The organism is Streptomyces sp. AK08-02, from assembly GCF_033795085.1.
Taxonomy (GTDB): Bacteria; Actinomycetota; Actinomycetes; order Streptomycetales; family Streptomycetaceae; genus Streptomyces; species Streptomyces echiniscabiei.
Window position 1 is genome coordinate 141,533 of record NZ_JARAZV010000001.1, and the last position, 16,213, is coordinate 157,745.

12 protein-coding genes are annotated in these 16,213 nt (G+C 71.6%); 5 read left to right on the plus strand and 7 right to left on the minus strand.

What is annotated here, in order from left to right; translation table 11 throughout:
• Nucleotides 1–32 precede the first annotated feature (32 nt).
• From PV734_RS00590 to PV734_RS00600, 3 genes are all read left to right on the plus strand, one after another.
• Nucleotides 33–1,232 (plus strand): CaiB/BaiF CoA-transferase family protein, encoded by a 1,200-nt coding sequence (locus PV734_RS00590; RefSeq protein ID WP_319091477.1) that lies wholly within the window; start codon nt 33–35, stop codon nt 1,230–1,232.
• A 43-nt stretch (nt 1,233–1,275) separates the two neighbouring features.
• Nucleotides 1,276–2,445 (plus strand): acyl-CoA dehydrogenase family protein, encoded by a 1,170-nt coding sequence (locus PV734_RS00595; protein ID WP_319091478.1) that lies wholly within the window; start codon nt 1,276–1,278, stop codon nt 2,443–2,445.
• A gap of 307 nt (nt 2,446–2,752) precedes the next feature.
• Entirely contained in the window at nt 2,753–2,905 is a 153-nt protein-coding gene (locus tag PV734_RS00600; RefSeq protein WP_319091480.1) for a hypothetical protein, read from the plus strand.
• Nucleotides 2,906–3,351: 446 nt separating this feature from the next.
• Here the strand turns inward: PV734_RS00600 and PV734_RS00605 are convergent, their stop codons facing one another.
• The 5 genes from PV734_RS00605 to xylB all read right to left on the minus strand — a co-directional run bounded on the left by PV734_RS00605 (nt 3,352) and on the right by xylB (nt 9,905).
• A complete protein-coding gene (locus tag PV734_RS00605) occupies nt 3,352–4,875 on the minus strand; it encodes an aldehyde dehydrogenase family protein (RefSeq protein ID WP_319091481.1) in 1,524 nt (507 codons plus the stop codon).
• Between the two features lie 163 nt (nt 4,876–5,038).
• Nucleotides 5,039–6,319 (minus strand): GAF domain-containing protein, encoded by a 1,281-nt coding sequence (locus PV734_RS00610; protein WP_319288486.1) that lies wholly within the window; start codon nt 6,317–6,319, stop codon nt 5,039–5,041.
• 105 nt (nt 6,320–6,424) lie between these two features.
• The gene (locus PV734_RS00615; RefSeq protein WP_319091484.1) at nt 6,425–7,024 is read right to left on the minus strand and encodes an N-acetylmuramoyl-L-alanine amidase; all 600 of its coding nucleotides are present in this window, start codon (nt 7,022–7,024) and stop codon (nt 6,425–6,427) included.
• Nucleotides 7,025–7,124: 100 nt separating this feature from the next.
• On the minus strand, nt 7,125–8,333 hold the full coding sequence (locus PV734_RS00620; RefSeq protein ID WP_319091485.1) for an ROK family transcriptional regulator: 1,209 nt from the start codon (nt 8,331–8,333) through the stop codon (nt 7,125–7,127).
• Nucleotides 8,334–8,459: 126 nt separating this feature from the next.
• On the minus strand, nt 8,460–9,905 hold the full coding sequence (gene xylB, locus PV734_RS00625) for a xylulokinase (RefSeq protein ID WP_319288487.1): 1,446 nt from the start codon (nt 9,903–9,905) through the stop codon (nt 8,460–8,462).
• Between the two features lie 203 nt (nt 9,906–10,108).
• Between xylB and xylA the strand changes: the two genes are divergently transcribed.
• A complete protein-coding gene (gene xylA, locus PV734_RS00630; protein WP_319091487.1) occupies nt 10,109–11,275 on the plus strand; it encodes a xylose isomerase in 1,167 nt (388 codons plus the stop codon).
• A gap of 190 nt (nt 11,276–11,465) precedes the next feature.
• Complete coding sequence (locus PV734_RS00635; RefSeq protein WP_319288488.1) at nt 11,466–12,056, plus strand: hypothetical protein; 591 nt, start codon at nt 11,466–11,468, stop codon at nt 12,054–12,056.
• On the opposite strand, the gene PV734_RS00640 is transcribed toward PV734_RS00635, so the two are convergent.
• Together PV734_RS00640 and PV734_RS00645 are read right to left on the minus strand one after the other, a co-directional pair.
• On the minus strand, nt 11,996–13,318 hold the full coding sequence (locus tag PV734_RS00640) for an SWF or SNF family helicase (protein WP_415924132.1): 1,323 nt from the start codon (nt 13,316–13,318) through the stop codon (nt 11,996–11,998). The two genes, PV734_RS00635 and PV734_RS00640, sit on opposite strands and share 61 nt — an antisense overlap.
• Nucleotides 13,318–16,179, minus strand: a complete 2,862-nt coding sequence (locus PV734_RS00645) for an SNF2-related protein (RefSeq protein ID WP_415924133.1) — start codon at nt 16,177–16,179, stop codon at nt 13,318–13,320. Before PV734_RS00645 ends, PV734_RS00640 begins: the two co-directional genes overlap by 1 nt.
• Between the last annotated feature and the right edge of the window lie 34 nt (nt 16,180–16,213).

Here is a 16,213-nt window from a genome sequence, read left to right on the forward strand (position 1 = left end):
GTTCGGGACCCGCATCCCCCTGGAGGTCACCCATGACCGAGCCCACCGAAGCGCTGCCGCTGGCCGGCCTGACCGTCGTCAGCCTCGAACAGGCGGTCGCCGCCCCCTTCGCCACCCGCCAGCTGGCCGACCTCGGTGCCCGGGTCATCAAGGTGGAGCGGCCGGGCGGAGGCGACTTCGCCCGCCGCTACGACACCACCGTGCACGGCGAGTCCAGCTACTTCGTGTGGCTCAACCGGTCCAAGGAGTCCGTCACGCTCGACCTGAAGTCGGACGCGGGAAGAGTCGTCCTGGAGCAACTCCTCACAGGAGCGGACGTGTTCGTGCAGAACCTGGCCCCCGGCGCAGCCGCACGCATGGGTCTGGGCGCTGATGCGCTCGCCGAACGATTTCCCTCTCTCATCCCGTGTTCCATCTCGGGCTACGGTTCCAGCGGCCCATGGGCCGACCGCAAGGCGTACGACCTGCTGGTGCAGTGCCAGACCGGCCTGGTCTCGCTCACCGGCAACGAGCACGGTTCCGCCCGTGTCGGCGTCTCGATCGCCGACATCGCCGCAGGCATGTACGCCTACTCCGGCATCCTCACCGCGCTGCTCACCCGCGCCACCACCGGCGTCGCCCGTGCCGTGGAGGTCTCGCTGTTCGAGGCACTGGCCGAGTGGCTGAACCAGCCCGCCTACTACACCCGTTTCGGCGGCACCCAGCCCCCGCGCCTCGGCACCCAGCACGCCACCATCGCCCCGTACGGCGCCTACACCGCCGCCGACGGCAAGGCGGTGCTGTTCTCCGTCCAGAACGAGCGCGAATGGGCAGCACTGTGTGACCGGTTCCTCGGTCTGCCAGGGCTCGCCGCCGATGCACGTTTCGCCGGCGGCTCCTCCCGGGTCGCCCACCGCGAAGAGCTGAACGCGATTGTGGCCGAGCGGTTCGCTGAGCTGGACGGCGACGAGGCGATGAAGCTGCTGGACGCGGCGGGCATCGCGAACGCCGGGGTGAACGACGTGACGGAGTTCCTGGAGCACCCGGTCCTCGGCGGCCGGGACCGCTGGCGGGACGTACGGATTCCCGGCGGAGCCACGGTGCCGGCGTTGCTGCCGCCGACGGACCTGGCGGGTCTCGCGCCGCGTATGGATCCCGTCCCCGCGGCGGGCGAACACACCGAGACGGTCCTGGCCGAGCTGGGGTACGGCACGGCCGACATCGACAGCCTGAGGGCCGAACGCGTCATCTGAACCGCCTTTCGCCATCCGCCAGTTCAGCAAGGAGCCCCGTCCCATGAGCACCCTCGACATCCTGTCCGAGGACGAGCAGTTCATCGTCCGTACGGTGCGCGACTTCGTCGACAAGGAGGTGAAGCCGGTCGTCCGGGAACTGGAGCACGCGAACACCTACCCCGAGGGTCTGATCGAGCAGATGAAGCGGCTCGGCGTCTTCGGCCTCGCCGTCCCCGAGGCGTACGGCGGCACCCCCGTCTCCACCCCGTGCTATGTCCTGATCACCGAGGAACTGGCGCGCGGCTGGATGAGCCTGGCCGGCGCGATGGGCGGCCACACCGTGGTCGCCAAGCTGCTGCTGCACTTCGGCACGGAGGAGCAGAAGCGTCGGTACCTGCCGAAGATGGCCACCGGCGAGACCCGCGCGACCATGGCCCTGACCGAGCCGGGCGGCGGCTCCGACCTGCAGGCCATGTGCACTGTCGCCCGCAAGGACGGCGATCGCGGATACGTGGTCGACGGGGCGAAGACCTGGATCACCAACTCCCGCCGGTCCGGCCTGATCGCCCTGCTGTGCAAGACCGACCCGGACGCCACGCCGGCCCACAACGGCATCTCGATCCTGCTCGTGGAGCACGGTCCTGGGCTGACCGTCTCCCGTGACCTGCCCAAGCTCGGCTACAAGGGAGTGGAGAGCTGCGAGCTGTCCTTCGAGGACTACCGGGCCCCGGCCGACGCCGTACTCGGCGGTGTGGAGGGCAAGGGCTTCGCGCAGATGATGAAGGGTTTGGAGACCGGACGCCTCCAGGTCGCCGCCCGCGCGATCGGGGTCGGCCGGGCGGCGTTCGAGGACGCCCTCGCCTACGCCCAGCAGCGGGAGTCGTTCGGCAAGCCGATCTGGAGGCATCAGTCGATCGGCAACTACCTCGCGGACATGGCCACTTCGTTGACGGCTGCCCGCCAACTCACCCTGTACGCGGCCCGGGAGGCGGACGCCGGACGCCGGGTGGACATGGAAGCCGGAATGGCGAAGCTGTTCGCCTCCGAGACCGCCATGCAGATCACCCTCAACGCCGTTCGCATCCACGGCGGTTACGGCTACTCCACGGAGTTCGACGTCGAACGCTACTTCCGCGACGCTCCGTTGATGATCGTCGGCGAGGGCACCAACGAGATCCAGCGGAACGTCATCGCGAGCCAGCTCGTCAAACGCGGTGGTCTGGACGCATGAGGATTGTTGCCACTGTGAAGTGCCTTTCCGATGCCGCAGACGACCGGCATCTCGCCGACAGCTGACCTTCGCCCGGGAGAATGTGGACTGCCTGCCGCCCGATCTGGGCGAGTTCGAGGTCGAGCAGGCACTGCAGATCTCGGAGATCCCCGGCGACGACGCGGAGATCGCCGGGCTCACGCTGGGGCTTGAGGACGCCAAGGACGAGGTGCTCCGAGATCGGACCCCGCGCCGGCGCCTGCGGTGCTCGCCATGCGCGAGGAGGCCAGGCGCTGACGTGAGGCTTTCGTGATCGCCGAGTACTGCGATGCCCTGCAGCATCGTCCTGCTGGACAGCGTCGTCGTCCTTGCCGTTCATCCGGGCACACAGCATCAGGGCGGCAACAACCTGATGCTGAACGAGTTCCGCCTCGACGTCAGCGTGCTGGATCAGGTCTGCCGCTTGCTCGGCGAACTCTGACAGGGCATCACCTGGGGGCGAGCACGCGAGGCCGCCCTCACGCCTGAGGAGCACACCCTGGAACTGGCCAAGCGCCCCTACGACCTGCGCCATGCAGGCATCTCGTTCTGGCTGGCCTCCGGCGTCGACCCCGCAGAGTGCGCACGCCGAGCCGGACAGAGCATCCATGTCCTCTTCCGCTACTACGCCAAATTCCTGGCCGAAACACGAGCCCACGCCAACCGGCTGATCGAGCGGTCGATGAAGGGGTGGGAAGAGCCGGCCGGCCACCCCTGAAGGCGTGTCAGCTGGGATCTGGCCCGGACATATCCCGGAACTGCTGGTCAGATGTGGGACAGCTGTGGGAGGTATCGGGAGCAGAGCCATATTCCGACTCGCGGCCCAGGCATACGCCATCAAGGGCGCCTGACGGGCATCTGCCCAGGTCAGGCGCCCTTGATCTCTGCCTAGAAGAAGCCCAGCTTCTTCGGCGAATACGACACCAGCAGATTCTTCGTCTGCTGATAGTGATCCAGCATCATCTTGTGGGTCTCACGGCCGATCCCGGACTGCTTGTAGCCGCCGAACGCCGCGTGTGCGGGATACGCGTGGTAGCAGTTGGTCCACACCCGGCCCGCCTGGATCGCGCGGCCCGCCCGGTAGGCGGTGTTCATGTCCCGGGTCCACACGCCCGCCCCGAGGCCGTACAGCGTGTCGTTGGCGGTTTTGATCGCGTCGTCGAAGTCGTCGAAGGAGGTTACGGACACCACCGGTCCGAAGATCTCCTCCTGGAAGATCCGCATCCGGTTGTCGCCCTCGAAGATGGTCGGCTGGACGTAGTACCCGCCCTTCAACTCACCGTCGTAGTCGATGCGTTCGCCACCCGTGAGGATCCGGGCACCCTCCTGCCGGCCGATGTCCAGATACGAGAGGATCTTCTCCAGCTGGTCGTTGGAGGCCTGCGCGCCGATCATCGTGTCCGTGTCGAGCGGGTGACCCGGCTTGATGAGCTCGGTGCGGGCGACCGCCGCCTGGAGGAAGTCGGCGTAGTTGCCGCGCTGGACGAGCGCCCGGGACGGGCAGGTGCACACCTCGCCCTGGTTGAGCGCGAACATGGTGAAGCCTTCGAGCGCCTTGTCGCGGAAGTCGTCGTCCGCGGCCCACACGTCGTCGAAGAAGATGTTCGGCGACTTGCCGCCCAGCTCCAGCGTGACCGGCTTGATGTTCTCCGAGGCGTACTGCATGATCAGCCGCCCCGTCGTGGTCTCACCCGTGAACGCCACCTTCGCCACCCGCGCGCTGGACGCGAGCGGCTTGCCCGCCTCCACGCCGAAGCCGTTGATGATGTTCACGACACCCGCCGGCAGCAGGTCCGAGATCAGGCTCATCCAGTAGTGGAGGGACGCGGGTGTCTGCTCGGCGGGCTTGATCACGACCGCGTTGCCCGCCGCGAGAGCGGGCGCCAGCTTCCAGACCGCCATCAGGATGGGGAAGTTCCACGGGATGATCTGCGCGACCACCCCGAGCGGCTCGTGGAAGTGGTACGCCACGGTGTCGTCGTCGAGTTCGCCGAGCGACCCCTCCTGCGCTCGGATCGCGCCCGCGAAGTAGCGGAAGTGGTCGATGGCGAGCGGGATGTCGGCGGCGAGCGTCTCCCGTACCGGCTTGCCGTTCTCCCAGGTCTCGGCGACCGCCAGCGCTTCGAGGTTCGCCTCCATCCGGTCGGCGATCTTCAACAGGATGTCGGACCGCTGGGTCACGGACGTACGGCCCCACGCCGGCGCCGCCGCGTGCGCCGCGTCGAGCGCGCGCTCCACGTCCTCGGCGGTGCCTCGCGCGATCTCCGTGAACGGCTGCCCGTTCACCGGGCTCGGGTTCTCGAAGTACTGCCCTCGGACAGGCGGCACGTACTCGCCGCCGATGAAGTGGTCGTAGCGCGCCTGGTAGGAGACGATCGCGCCGTCGGTGCCGGGCGCCGCGTAACGGGTCATGCTGGCCTGCCTCCTTCAGCAGAGCCGCCCGCCGTTGGGCCGCTCTCGCCGCGAGGCTAGGACCGGCGAGGTTGCAGACAGGTTGCGCCTGAGGGATGCGCCGACGTGTGACACGTACGAGGGTGCCGTCCCGTGGGGCGCCAGGTGAAGCCGGGTATGCCGGTCAGCGCCGGGCGGACTGCCGCGCCCATCCCCGTGGCGCCGCCTGTTCCGACTCCAGCCCGTTCAGGCGTGTCCGTACGGCCACCGTCGGTCGCACTGCCGCCAGCGCACGCCATACGTCGAGGTCGTCCTCGCCCCACGGCGCGTGGACCCAGTCGGCCAGCAGGTCCGGGTCCCGGCGGGCGACGAGCGCGGTGCGCAGACCGTCGGCGAGCCTGCGCCGCAGCCGCGCCACCGCCGGTGCCCGGGAACCGGGCAGCAACGGGCCGGAGTACGCCCGCACCGCCGTGGTGATCGCCCCGGTGTCGAGCGCGCGCTCCACCACGGCGATGTCCGACTCGACCGGCATCGTCAACCGGTACGGGCGCGACGCCAGCAACCCGGGAGCCAGGACCCGGCGCAACCGGGCCAGTTCGGCGCGCAGCGTCACCGGTGTGACCGACTCGTCCTCGTACAGCGCGCACAGCAGCTCGTCCCCGGTCAGCCCTTCCGGATGGCGGGCGAGCAGGACAAGGAGCTCGCTGTGCCGACGGCTGAGCCGCAACGCGCGCCCGGCGGCCAGCAGATGAGCCTCGTCACGGCCCAGCGCGCTCAGATCGAGCGCGTCCGCGGCGGGGCGGGCCGGGGCGAGCAGCGCCAACTGGGACTCCGCCGCCCGTGCCACCGCCTGCACGAACCCGAGACTGTGCGGATGCGCGAGCCCGTCCCGACCGGTGATGTCCACGGCACCGAGCACCCGCCCGGTGCGCGGATCGTGCACCGGAGCCGCCGCGCACGTCCACGGCTGCACCTGCCGGATGAAGTGCTCGGCCGCGAACACCTGCACCGGCCGGTCCACGGCGACCGCCGTCCCCGGCGCGTTCGTACCGACCGCCGACTCCGACCAGCGCGCCCCCGGTACGAAGTTGATCCGCCCCGCCTGCCGCCTGGTGGCCGGATGCCCCTCGACCCACAGCAGCCTGCCCTGCACGTCGCACACCGCCAGCAGATGCTCGCCGTCGGCGGCGAAGGTGCCCATGAGCTCCCGGAACAGGGGCATCACCCGGGCCAGCGGATGTTCCGCACGGTAGGAGCCGAGCTCACCGTCCGCCAGCTCCACGCTCGCGGAGCCGTCCGGCCCCACCCCTGCCCGGGCGGAACGTCTCCAGGAGTCGGCCACCACGGAACGCACCGGCCGGGTCACCGTCCCCGCCTCGGTGAACGTCTCGTGCGCGCGACGCAGCACCCGTCCCCGTTCGACGGGGTCGGCTCCCGACTCCAGGGCCACCCATGGATCGGTCAACTGGGCCTCCCTGCGGGCGATGCGGCTGGTGACATCGTCACTCGGGCGAAGGAAGCGGACAACCGTTTCGACGCGGTGGACCGATCGGCGGCACCACCGTTCCGCTCAGGCGGCGTTGACGAGGCGCATGTATCGCGTCCAGTCCCAGTTCGGTCCGGGATCGGTGTGATCGGTGCCGGGCACTTCGTAGTGCCCGATGATGTGCGAACGGTCCATCGGTATGCCGTAGCGCGCGCAGACCGTCGCGGTGAGCGTCGCGGACCGCTCGTACAGGGCGTCCGTGAAACAGCCGGGCCGGTCCACCCACCCTTCGTGCTCGATGCCGATGCTGCGCCGGTTGTGGTTCCAGTCGCCCGCGTGCCAGGCGATGTCGTGCTCCCGTACGCACTGGGCCACGTGCCCGTCGCCGGACCGCACGACGTAGTGTGCGGACACCTTCTTCCGCGGGTGCTGGAAGACGGCCAGGGTCGTGGAGTAGGACGCTTGAGTGACATGGATGACGACGAGGTCGGGACGCAGGGTCAACGGGCGCTGCGACGCCGTGTAGTTGGCGGTGGTCGCGGGCTCCCAGGTGGCCGGCGGGTAGTCGGGCGACGGGGGCTGGGCGCCGACCCGCGGCCCGGGCAGCAGGGCGTAGGGGCCGACGGCGAGCGCGGCGCCCCTCAACAGTCGCCGTCTGCTGGGGAACGCCCGGGTCCGCTCCATCCGTGAAAGGCCTTTCGAGGAAGGTGAAGAAGGTGAGGAGTACTGGTTGAGGGACGCACCGGTGTGCCCGGGGGTTGCGGATGCCCGGAAGGTCGCCCGCTCAGCCCCGCCCCGCCACCGCCCCCGGATCGTCCAGCACCGCCCGCACCACCGAGTGCGCGGCGCCCAGCAGCGGGCCCTCGGGCCCCAGCCCCGACACCGTCACCGCACAGGCGGGTCCCGCCGTACGCCGGGCCAGTTCCGCCTCCAGCGCGGGCAGCAGCCACGGCGCGAGCCCGGACAGCGCGCCGCCCAGGACGACGGTCTCCGGGTCCAGCAGATTGACCGCCCCGGTCAGCGCGATACCGAGTGCCGTGCCGGCGCCGTCCAGGGCTCGCCGTACGTCCGGATCACCCTGAGCGGCGCGCTCCGCGAGCAGCCCGACGCGATCCTCGCCCGGCTCGACGCCCGCCGCCCGCAGGACCGCCTCCTCACCCGCGTACTGCTCCAGACACCCGCGACCACCGCACGCGCACCGCGGCCCGTCCGGATGGACCGGCACATGTCCCAACTCGCCCGCGAATCCGCGTGTTCCGCGCAGCAGTCGCCCGTCCACGACCACCGCCGCGCCGATGCCGATCTCGGCCGACACATGCAGGAAGTCCGGCGGAGTGCCGTCCCCGAGCCAGAGTTCCGCCAGCGCGCCGAGGTTGGCCTCGTTGTCCACCGTCAGGGGCAAGTCGACGGGAAGCAGTGCGCCGAGGTCGGTGTCGTGCCAGTCGAGGTTCGGGGCGCGGACGACGGTGTGCCCGTCGCGGGCCACGAGGCCCGGTACGGCGACCGCGAGCCCGGCCGGCCACAGGCCCTCGCACTCCGCCTCGGCGATCACCTCCCGCACCAGACCGGTCAGTTCCGCGATCACCGGTTCGGGGGAGCGCCCGCGGTTGGCGCCGTGACGTACGGCGCGCGCCCGGACCACGCCCCGCAGATCGACCGCGCAGACCGCGAGATGGTCGACACCGACCTCTGCCCCGATCCCGGCCGGTCCGCGCCCGCTCACGGCGAGCGCCGACCCGGGGCGCCCGACCCGGCCGGGCCGCTCGGGCCCCAGCTCTTCGAGCAGCCCCGAGCGGATCAGCTCGTCCACCAGCGTCGACACCGCAGCCCGGGTGAGCCCGATGCGTGAGGCGACCCCGGCACGGGACAGCGGCCCCTCGGCGCTGACGGTGTGCATCACCCGCGCGAGGTTGCGGCGGCGCATGCCCTGCTGGGTGTCGGGCAGCCGGGCGCCCGCTCCCGGCGGACGGGCCTCGTGCAGCGGTGCGGTCATGCCTCCGTCAGTCCTCGGTCGGTGTCCGTGAGCCGACGTCCACGGACGGGCGTACGCCGACGTCCTTCAGCTGGTGCCGGCTGATGTCGGTGCGGCTCCGTCGCCTCGTGTCCGCCTCTCGGGCCGTCACTCGGCGGCCGTCCCCCGCTCCAGCAGCGGCGATGCGTCGGAGAGTACCCCGGCGATCCGGTCCAGCGTCGCCTGGTCCCGCTCCACGGCGTCCAGCACCGGCCCCCGGGCCGTGTCCCAGCGACGCGCGACCGCGGCCGGGTCCTCGCCGGTCAGCAGGCCCGCCGCCTGCGCCGCGGCGCCGAGCGCGACGAGTTCCTTGGCCTCGGGCACCTGGACCGGCCGCCCGGACAGCCGTCGTACGGTCTGCTGCCAGGCCGTGCCACGTGCGCCGCCGCCGATCAGCAGCAGCGGTGCCGATCGGTCCGCCTCCGCGTCGAGCACCAGATCGAGAGCGCCGAGCAGCGAGTGCACCGCCCCGTCGTACGCGGCCTGGAGGAGCTGTCCGCCGGTCGTGTCGTGACGCAACCCGTGCAGCAGTCCCGAGGCGCCCGGCAGGTTCGGGGTGCGTTCGCCGTCCAGGTAGGGCAGGAGCGTGACGCCCGTGCCGGGCTCGACGGCCTCGCGGTCCAGGCCGAGCAGCGCCGCCACGCGGTCGACGGCGAGCGTGCAGTTGAGGGTGCAGGCGAGCGGCAGCCAGTCGCCGCGTGCGTCGGCGAAGCCCGCGACGGTGCCGGTGGGGTCGGCGGGCCGGTGCGTCGAGACCGCGTACACCGTGCCCGACGTGCCGAGGCTCAGTACCGGAGTTCCGGGGCGCAGCCCGAGGCCCATGGCGGCGGCCGCGTTGTCCCCCGTGCCCGCGGCGACCAGGGTGCCCTTGGAGAAGGGCAGGTCATGGCCGTCACGGACGGTTCCCGCCACCTCGCCGGGCCGGACCACCCGGGGCAGCAGCGCGGGGTCGAGCCCCACATGGGCGAGCACCTCCGCGTCGTAGGCCTCCGTCCCGGACGCCCACCAGCCCGTGCCGGAGGCGTCGCCGCGGTCGGTGGTGCCCAGGCCCGTGAGCCGCTCGGTCAGGTAGTCGTGGGGGAGGCGTACGGCCTTGACGGCCCGAAGCGCCTCCGGCTCGTGCTCCGCGAGCCAGGCCCACTTCGTGACCGTGAAGGAGGCGCCGGGAACGCTTCCCGTGCGCTCCGCCCAGGTCTTCGCGCCGCCCAGTTCCTCGACCAGCCGACGGGCCTGGGGCGCGGAGCGCACGTCGTTCCACAGCAGCGCCGGACGGACCGGCTCGCCGTGCGCGTCCAGGGTGACGAGCCCGTGCTGCTGGCCGCCGATCGACACGGCGGCCGCCTCGCGGGCCGCGTCACCGCATTGGCTCAGCGCCTCGCACAGGGCGTCCCACCACTGCCGCGGGTCGCTCTCGCGGCCCGCCCCGGTGGTGACGGTGTGCGACGCCTGGCCGCTTGCCACCACCCGCCCCGTGGCCGCGTCGACGACCAGCGCCTTGGTGGACTGGGTCGACGTGTCCACGCCGACAACGAGCGGACCCTCGGCTGCTGACATCGAGCTCTCCCTCTTCCGCGGCTCCGCGGGATCTGGCCTGGTGTTTTCCGTGTGTGTCCGGGTCGCGGCGACCCGTCCCCACCCTCAGTCTCTGCTCAGGGAAACGTTTCAGGGACACGTTGTCTCTTCCCAGAGATGCTTCCGCATACTAATTTGTAAACCGCCATGACGAAATAGTCGGAGCAAACGCAAGGAGCCGCGGCATGAACTACCAGCCCACCCCCGAGGACAGGTTCACCTTCGGCCTGTGGACCGTCGGCTGGCAGGGACGGGACCCGTTCGGCGACGCCACCCGCCGTGCGCTCGACCCGGTCGAGACGGTGCAGCGCCTGTCCGAGCTCGGTGCTCACGGAGTGACCTTCCACGACGACGACCTGATCCCCTTCGGGTCCTCGGACACCGAGCGCGAGTCGCACATCAAGCGCTTCCGCCAGGCCCTCGACGCGACCGGTATGCGCGTACCGATGGCCACCACCAACCTCTTCACGCACCCCGTCTTCAAGGACGGCGCCTTCACCGCGAACGACCGTGACGTGCGCCGCTACGCGCTGCGCAAGACGATCCGCAACATCGACCTCGCGGTCGAACTCGGCGCGGAGACCTACGTCGCCTGGGGCGGCCGGGAAGGCGCCGAATCCGGCGCCGCCAAGGACGTACGCGTCGCCCTCGACCGCATGAAGGAGGCCTTCGACCTCCTCGGCGAGTACGTGGTCGCCCAGGGCTACGACCTGAAGTTCGCGATCGAGCCCAAGCCGAACGAGCCGCGCGGCGACATCCTGCTGCCGACGGTCGGCCATGCCCTGGCCTTCATCGAGCGCCTGGAGCGCCCGGAGATGTACGGCGTCAACCCCGAGGTCGGGCACGAGCAGATGGCCGGGCTGAACTTCCCGCACGGCATCGCCCAGGCCCTGTGGGCGGGCAAGCTCTTCCACATCGACCTCAACGGCCAGTCCGGCATCAAGTACGACCAGGACCTGCGCTTCGGCGCCGGCGACCTGCGTGCCGCCTTCTGGCTGGTCGACCTTCTGGAGAGCGCCGGTTACGCGGGCCCGAAGCACTTCGACTTCAAGCCCCCGAGGACCGAGGACCTCGACGGCGTGTGGGCTTCGGCGGCCGGCTGCATGCGCAACTACCTGATCCTGAAGGAGCGGGCCGCCGCCTTCCGTGCCGACCCGGAGGTCCAGGCGGCCCTGCGCGCCTCGCGGCTGGACGAGCTGGCGCAGCAGACGGCGGCGGACGGCCTCCAGGGGCTGCTCGCCGACCGCTCGGCGTTCGAGGAGTTCGACGTGGACGCCACGGCCGCGCGCGGGATGGCCTTCGAGCAGCTCGACCAGCTGGCCATGGACCATCTGCTGGGTGCGCGAGGCTGAGTCGCGTTCCGGGGGCGCCTGTCTTCTGAGGGGGTCCCCGGTCGCCGGCGTGGACAACCGCGCCGCGGTTGGTCCTCTGTGGCCGATCCTGGCTCGGATTGCTCCGGAATCATGCGGTCCATGGCATGAGTCCGTATCAACTTCCGTGTGGGGGTCGCGTGCTGACCGGTTCGCGGCGACTCTGGACGGTATGGCCATGCCGCCCGTACCGCCCCAACCGCCCGGGCCTCCGGGGGACAGTCCGCCTCCGGGCGGGGGCTTCGGCCCGCCTCCCGGGGGCTTCGGCCCGCACTCCGGGGGAGGTCACGGAAGCGCGGACCACCCGGGCGGACACCGGGGACCCGGCGGGAGGCCGGGTCCTCTCCTCATCCTGATCGCCGCCGTCGTCGCGGTCGCAGCTGTCGTCGCCGTGGTGCTCATGGTGTCCGGCGGCGACAGCGGCCCGGACAGGAATCCGCCCGAGGGCAGCCGCAGTCCGAGCCGTACCACCGAGCCCTCCCTCGGTATCCCGACGGCACTGCCCACCGAACTCCCCACCAGGCTGCCCACGCTGCCGTCCGGGCTCCCCACCGACCTTCCGTCCGGCTTCCCGACGGAGCTGCCGAGCGAGTTCCCGAGTGACCTGGACTCGCTCCTTCCGCAGGTCGGTGACGCGGCGTACCAGAGCCAGGTCGTGAAGGCGGCCGAACTCGAAGTAGGTCCCGGCGGACGGCGGTGCCTTCAGCCAGGCTCTTCCACGGTTATGTGCTCCATCGAAGCGAGCGCGGTCGCCGGGTCCTGAGCTGCTCGGCCGGCGGGCACCCACCTGCCGCCGTGCTTCCGGTACGGCCACCAGCGGCCGTCACGCCCCAGGCGCAACTGGCTCTCGGCGCCGAGCACGGTCCACCGGTTGCGAGCCGCCCGCAGCGTCGGCCGCTCGTCCTCGTCCCAGGCGGAGTCGATCGCGGCACGCGCGCGGGCTAGCTGTTCGCCCCCGACCGTCCACTCCTCCTCCAGGACCGACAGGGCTGCCACGCCCCCGACCCGCCAGGCGCGCACAGCCGACGCCAACTGCTCCCGACTGCGCCCAGACCCCTCGGCGAGACGGTCCGAAACCTCCGGAGGACCGCCCACGGCCAGTCGCACCGCGTCCTGGCCGACCGTCAACTCCGCTTCCGAAGGCCGCCGTTCATGACCGTCCGCGAGCGCCTCGGCGAGCAGCCGGTGTGCCTCTACGGCCGTCCGCGCGGCCAGGAACTCCAGCGCGCCGGGGTCCACCCCGGGCGCGGGCGGCGTGTCGGTGTCCAGGGCCGGCGGTGTGCCGGGGATCTCGGGCAGCGGGGGCAGGGCGGGCAGCGCCGGGAGGACGCTCCCGGCCGCGTACGCCTCGGCCCCGTCCACACCCTCCGGCCCGCTGGGCACCTCGGCGGGGACGGTGCCGCGACTCTGGACGTCGTCCAGCAGGGCGCGTTCGCCGCGTCCCCGCATCAGCAGCAGGACGAACGGGTCCTGGTCCAGCAGCCGCGCCACCTGATAGCAGAGAGCGGCCGTATGACCGCAGTGGTCCCAGGCGTCGCAGTCGCACCGCGGCTCCAGATCACCCATGCCGGGCAGGAGTTCGACTCCGGCGGCAGCGGAGTCCTCCACCAGTTGCGAGGGCATGTCCCGGTCGAGCAGGGCCGCGATATGGCCGGCCCGCTCGACCGCCATGTCCAGGAAGCGGTCCCACTGTTCGGCGGACAGCTCCTGCAGCAGGACGTCGGACCGGTGCGCGGTGCGGTCGCGGTCAAGGACGACGGCGGTGATACGTCCTGGGCGCACCGAGACGGCACCCACCGCCCCCGCACGGGCGAGCCGACGGCCCACCCGCACCTGTTCGGCGTCCAACGCCGCGTCCTCCAGCGACTTCAGCCACGCGCGCCCCCACCACGTCTCCGCGAATCCGCGCCCCGGCGGGGGAGGGAGCGCGGCGAACGTACGTTCAAGGTCGGCCCCGGCCACGGCGCCGCCGGGCGCCTCACCGTCGTGGTCACCCTCGTACTCGTCACCGCCGTGCCGACTCATCACGTCCCCTCTCGCAGCCGCACCAGATCGGCCAGTTCCGTGTCCGTGAGCTCGGTGAGCGCCGCCTCACCCGAGCCGAGCACCGCGTCGGCCAGTGCCCGCTTGCGGTCCAGCATCTCGGCGATACGGTCCTCGATCGTGCCCTCGGCGATCAGACGGTGCACCTGAACGGGACGGCTCTGGCCGATGCGGTACGCGCGGTCGGTGGCCTGGGCCTCGACCGCGGGGTTCCACCAGCGGTCGTAGTGCACTACGTGCTCGGCCCTTGTCAGGTTCAGGCCCGTGCCGGCGGCCTTCAACGACAGCAGGAAGACGGGTACCTCGCCTTCCTGGAAACGCTCCACCATCGCCTCGCGTTCCGCGACGGGCGTACCGCCGTGGAGGAACTGCGAGGGCACCCCGCGCGCCGTCAGATGCCGTTCCAACAGCCGTGCCATCTGCACGTACTGGGTGAAGACCAGAACGCTCGCTCCCTCGGAGAGGATGGTGCCGAGCAGTTCGTCCAGGAGCTCCAGCTTTCCGGAGCGTCCCGCGATCTTCGGGCGGTCCTCCTTGAGGAACTGCGCCGGATGGTTGCAGATCTGCTTCAGGCCGGTCAGCAGCTTCATGATCAGCCCACGTCGGGCCATGCTGCCGGCGGCGGAGATCTCCGCGAGCGTCTCCCGCACCACCGCCTCGTACAGCCCCGCCTGCTCCTTGGTGAGCGACACGGCGCGGTCGGTCTCCGTCTTCGGCGGCAACTCGGGTGCGATGCCAGGGTCCGACTTGTGCCGCCGAAGCAGGAACGGGCGTACGAGGCGGGCCAGCCGCTGGGCGGCGGCCGGGTCCTGGCCGCCCTCGACGGACTGCGCGTACCGCGCACGGAAGGTGCCGAGCCGGCCCAGCAGACCCGGGGTCGTCCAGTCGAGGATCGCCCACAGTTCCGACAGGTTGTTCTCCACCGGGGTGCCGGTGAGCGCCACGCGTGCGCGTGCACCGATGGAACGCAGCTCCCGCGCCGTGTCGGAGTAGGGGTTCTTGACGTGCTGTGCCTCGTCCGCCACGACCAGACCCCAGGGCGCCTCGGCCAGCCGCCGGGCGTCCAGGCGCATCGTCCCGTACGTGGTGAGTACGAACTCGCCGTCGACCAGGGACTCCAGGTCGCGCCGCGACCCGTGGAAGCGGCGTACGGGCGTCCCGGGCGCGAACCGCTCGATCTCGCGCTGCCAGTTGCCCATCAGGGACGTCGGGCAGACGACGAGGGTGGGCCCGGCGGCCGACCGGTCCGTCTGCCGGTGCAGATGCAGTGCGATCAGGGTGATCGTCTTGCCGAGGCCCATGTCGTCGGCCAGACAGCACCCGAGACCCAGGGACGTCATCCGGGCCAGCCAGTTCAGGCCCCGCAGCTGGTAGTCGCGCAGCGTGGCGTCGAGCGAGGCCGGCTGACCGACCGGGTCCTGCGCCTCCGGGTCCGAGATGCGGTCCCGGAGGGTCGCCAGCCACCCGGTGGGCCGTACCTCGACCGATCGGCCGTCGACCTCCGTGGAACCCGTCAGGGCGGCGCTGAGCGCGTCGACAGGCGTGACCTTGCGGTCCTGCTGCGCGTGGGCGCGGCGGATCTCCTGGGGGTCCACGAGGACCCACTGGTCGCGCAGCCTGACCACGGGCCGGTTCGCCTCGGCGAGCCGGTCCAGCTCCTCGCGGGTGAGTTGCCGGTCGCCGAGTGCGAACCGCCAGTTGAAGCCGAGCAGCGCGTCGGCGGACAGGAACGACGGAGTGTCCGACGCGACTTTCCCGGGGCCCGTGTCCTCGTCGGGCGGCCCGATGACCGCGCGGGCGGTCAGCTTGCGGGCCAGCTCCCTGGGCCAGTGCACCTCCACCCCGGCGAGGGACAGGGTGCGGGCACCTTCCCCGAGCAACTCGGTGATCTCCTCGTCGGCCAGTTCGACGGCGTCCGGCACGGTCGCGGAGAGCAGAGGCGTGAGTGGCGGCCAGGTCCGGGCCGCACGGCGCAGCGCGAGCAGGGCGTCCATCCGCGCGCGGGGGCCGAAGGATCGGCCGGGTGCGCCGGCCGAAGCCCACACCTCGGCCGCGTCCGCGACCAGTCCGGGCTCGCTCACGCTGTGCACCTGGAGCACGGCACGGAACCGCAGGGCTGTCTCGTCCGGCCCGGCCGATGCCAGCCCAGGTACCTCCACCCGCAGTGAGATCCGCACCCCCGCGTCGTGCCCGGCGGCGACCTCCGCGGCCCACACGCGCTGTTCCGGCACCTGTCGCGGTTCCCGCGCCGCGTAGGTGGTCCCGCCCGCGGCGAGGGAGGCGGCGGGGGAGCGGGGCAGCGCGTCGGCCACGGCGTCCAGAAAGGCCCGCAGCAGCCGCTCGGGGTCGGGAAGCCGTGGCGGCTCCGTGTCCTCCAAGGGCACGGCATGCGCCTCCGGGGGCATCGCGGCGGCGAGTTCGCGAACGCGTTCCATGTCCGCCGCGCCGAGCGGTCCGGCCCGCCAGGCGTCGTGGTCCGCCGCGGAGAGGCCGGGCAGCAGCAGTCCGCGCGCGGCCAGTTGCAGGGCGACAACGGCGGCCGTACCCCAGAACGCCGTCGCCCTGTGCCCGTGCGCGGCGGCACGCGCCCGCGTGAGGACCGGCAACGCGGCACCCACCGGGAGCAGGACGGCGGTCACCGCTGTCCGCTCGACACCCCGGTCTCCGGCCAGGACCACGGTCAGGTCGTCGACGGTTCCAGCGGACACGGCGGGCGGGGCGGCGCCGTCGGGTCGCCAGAACGCCACCCGGCCGGTGCGGGCCGGATCGCCGGGTACGAACACGGCACAGCAGCCGGCCAGTTCGGAGATCTCGGACGGCGTCGCCGCGGGAATCCTCTGCACGGTGATGGGCATTCCTCAAACTTGACTACTGGGG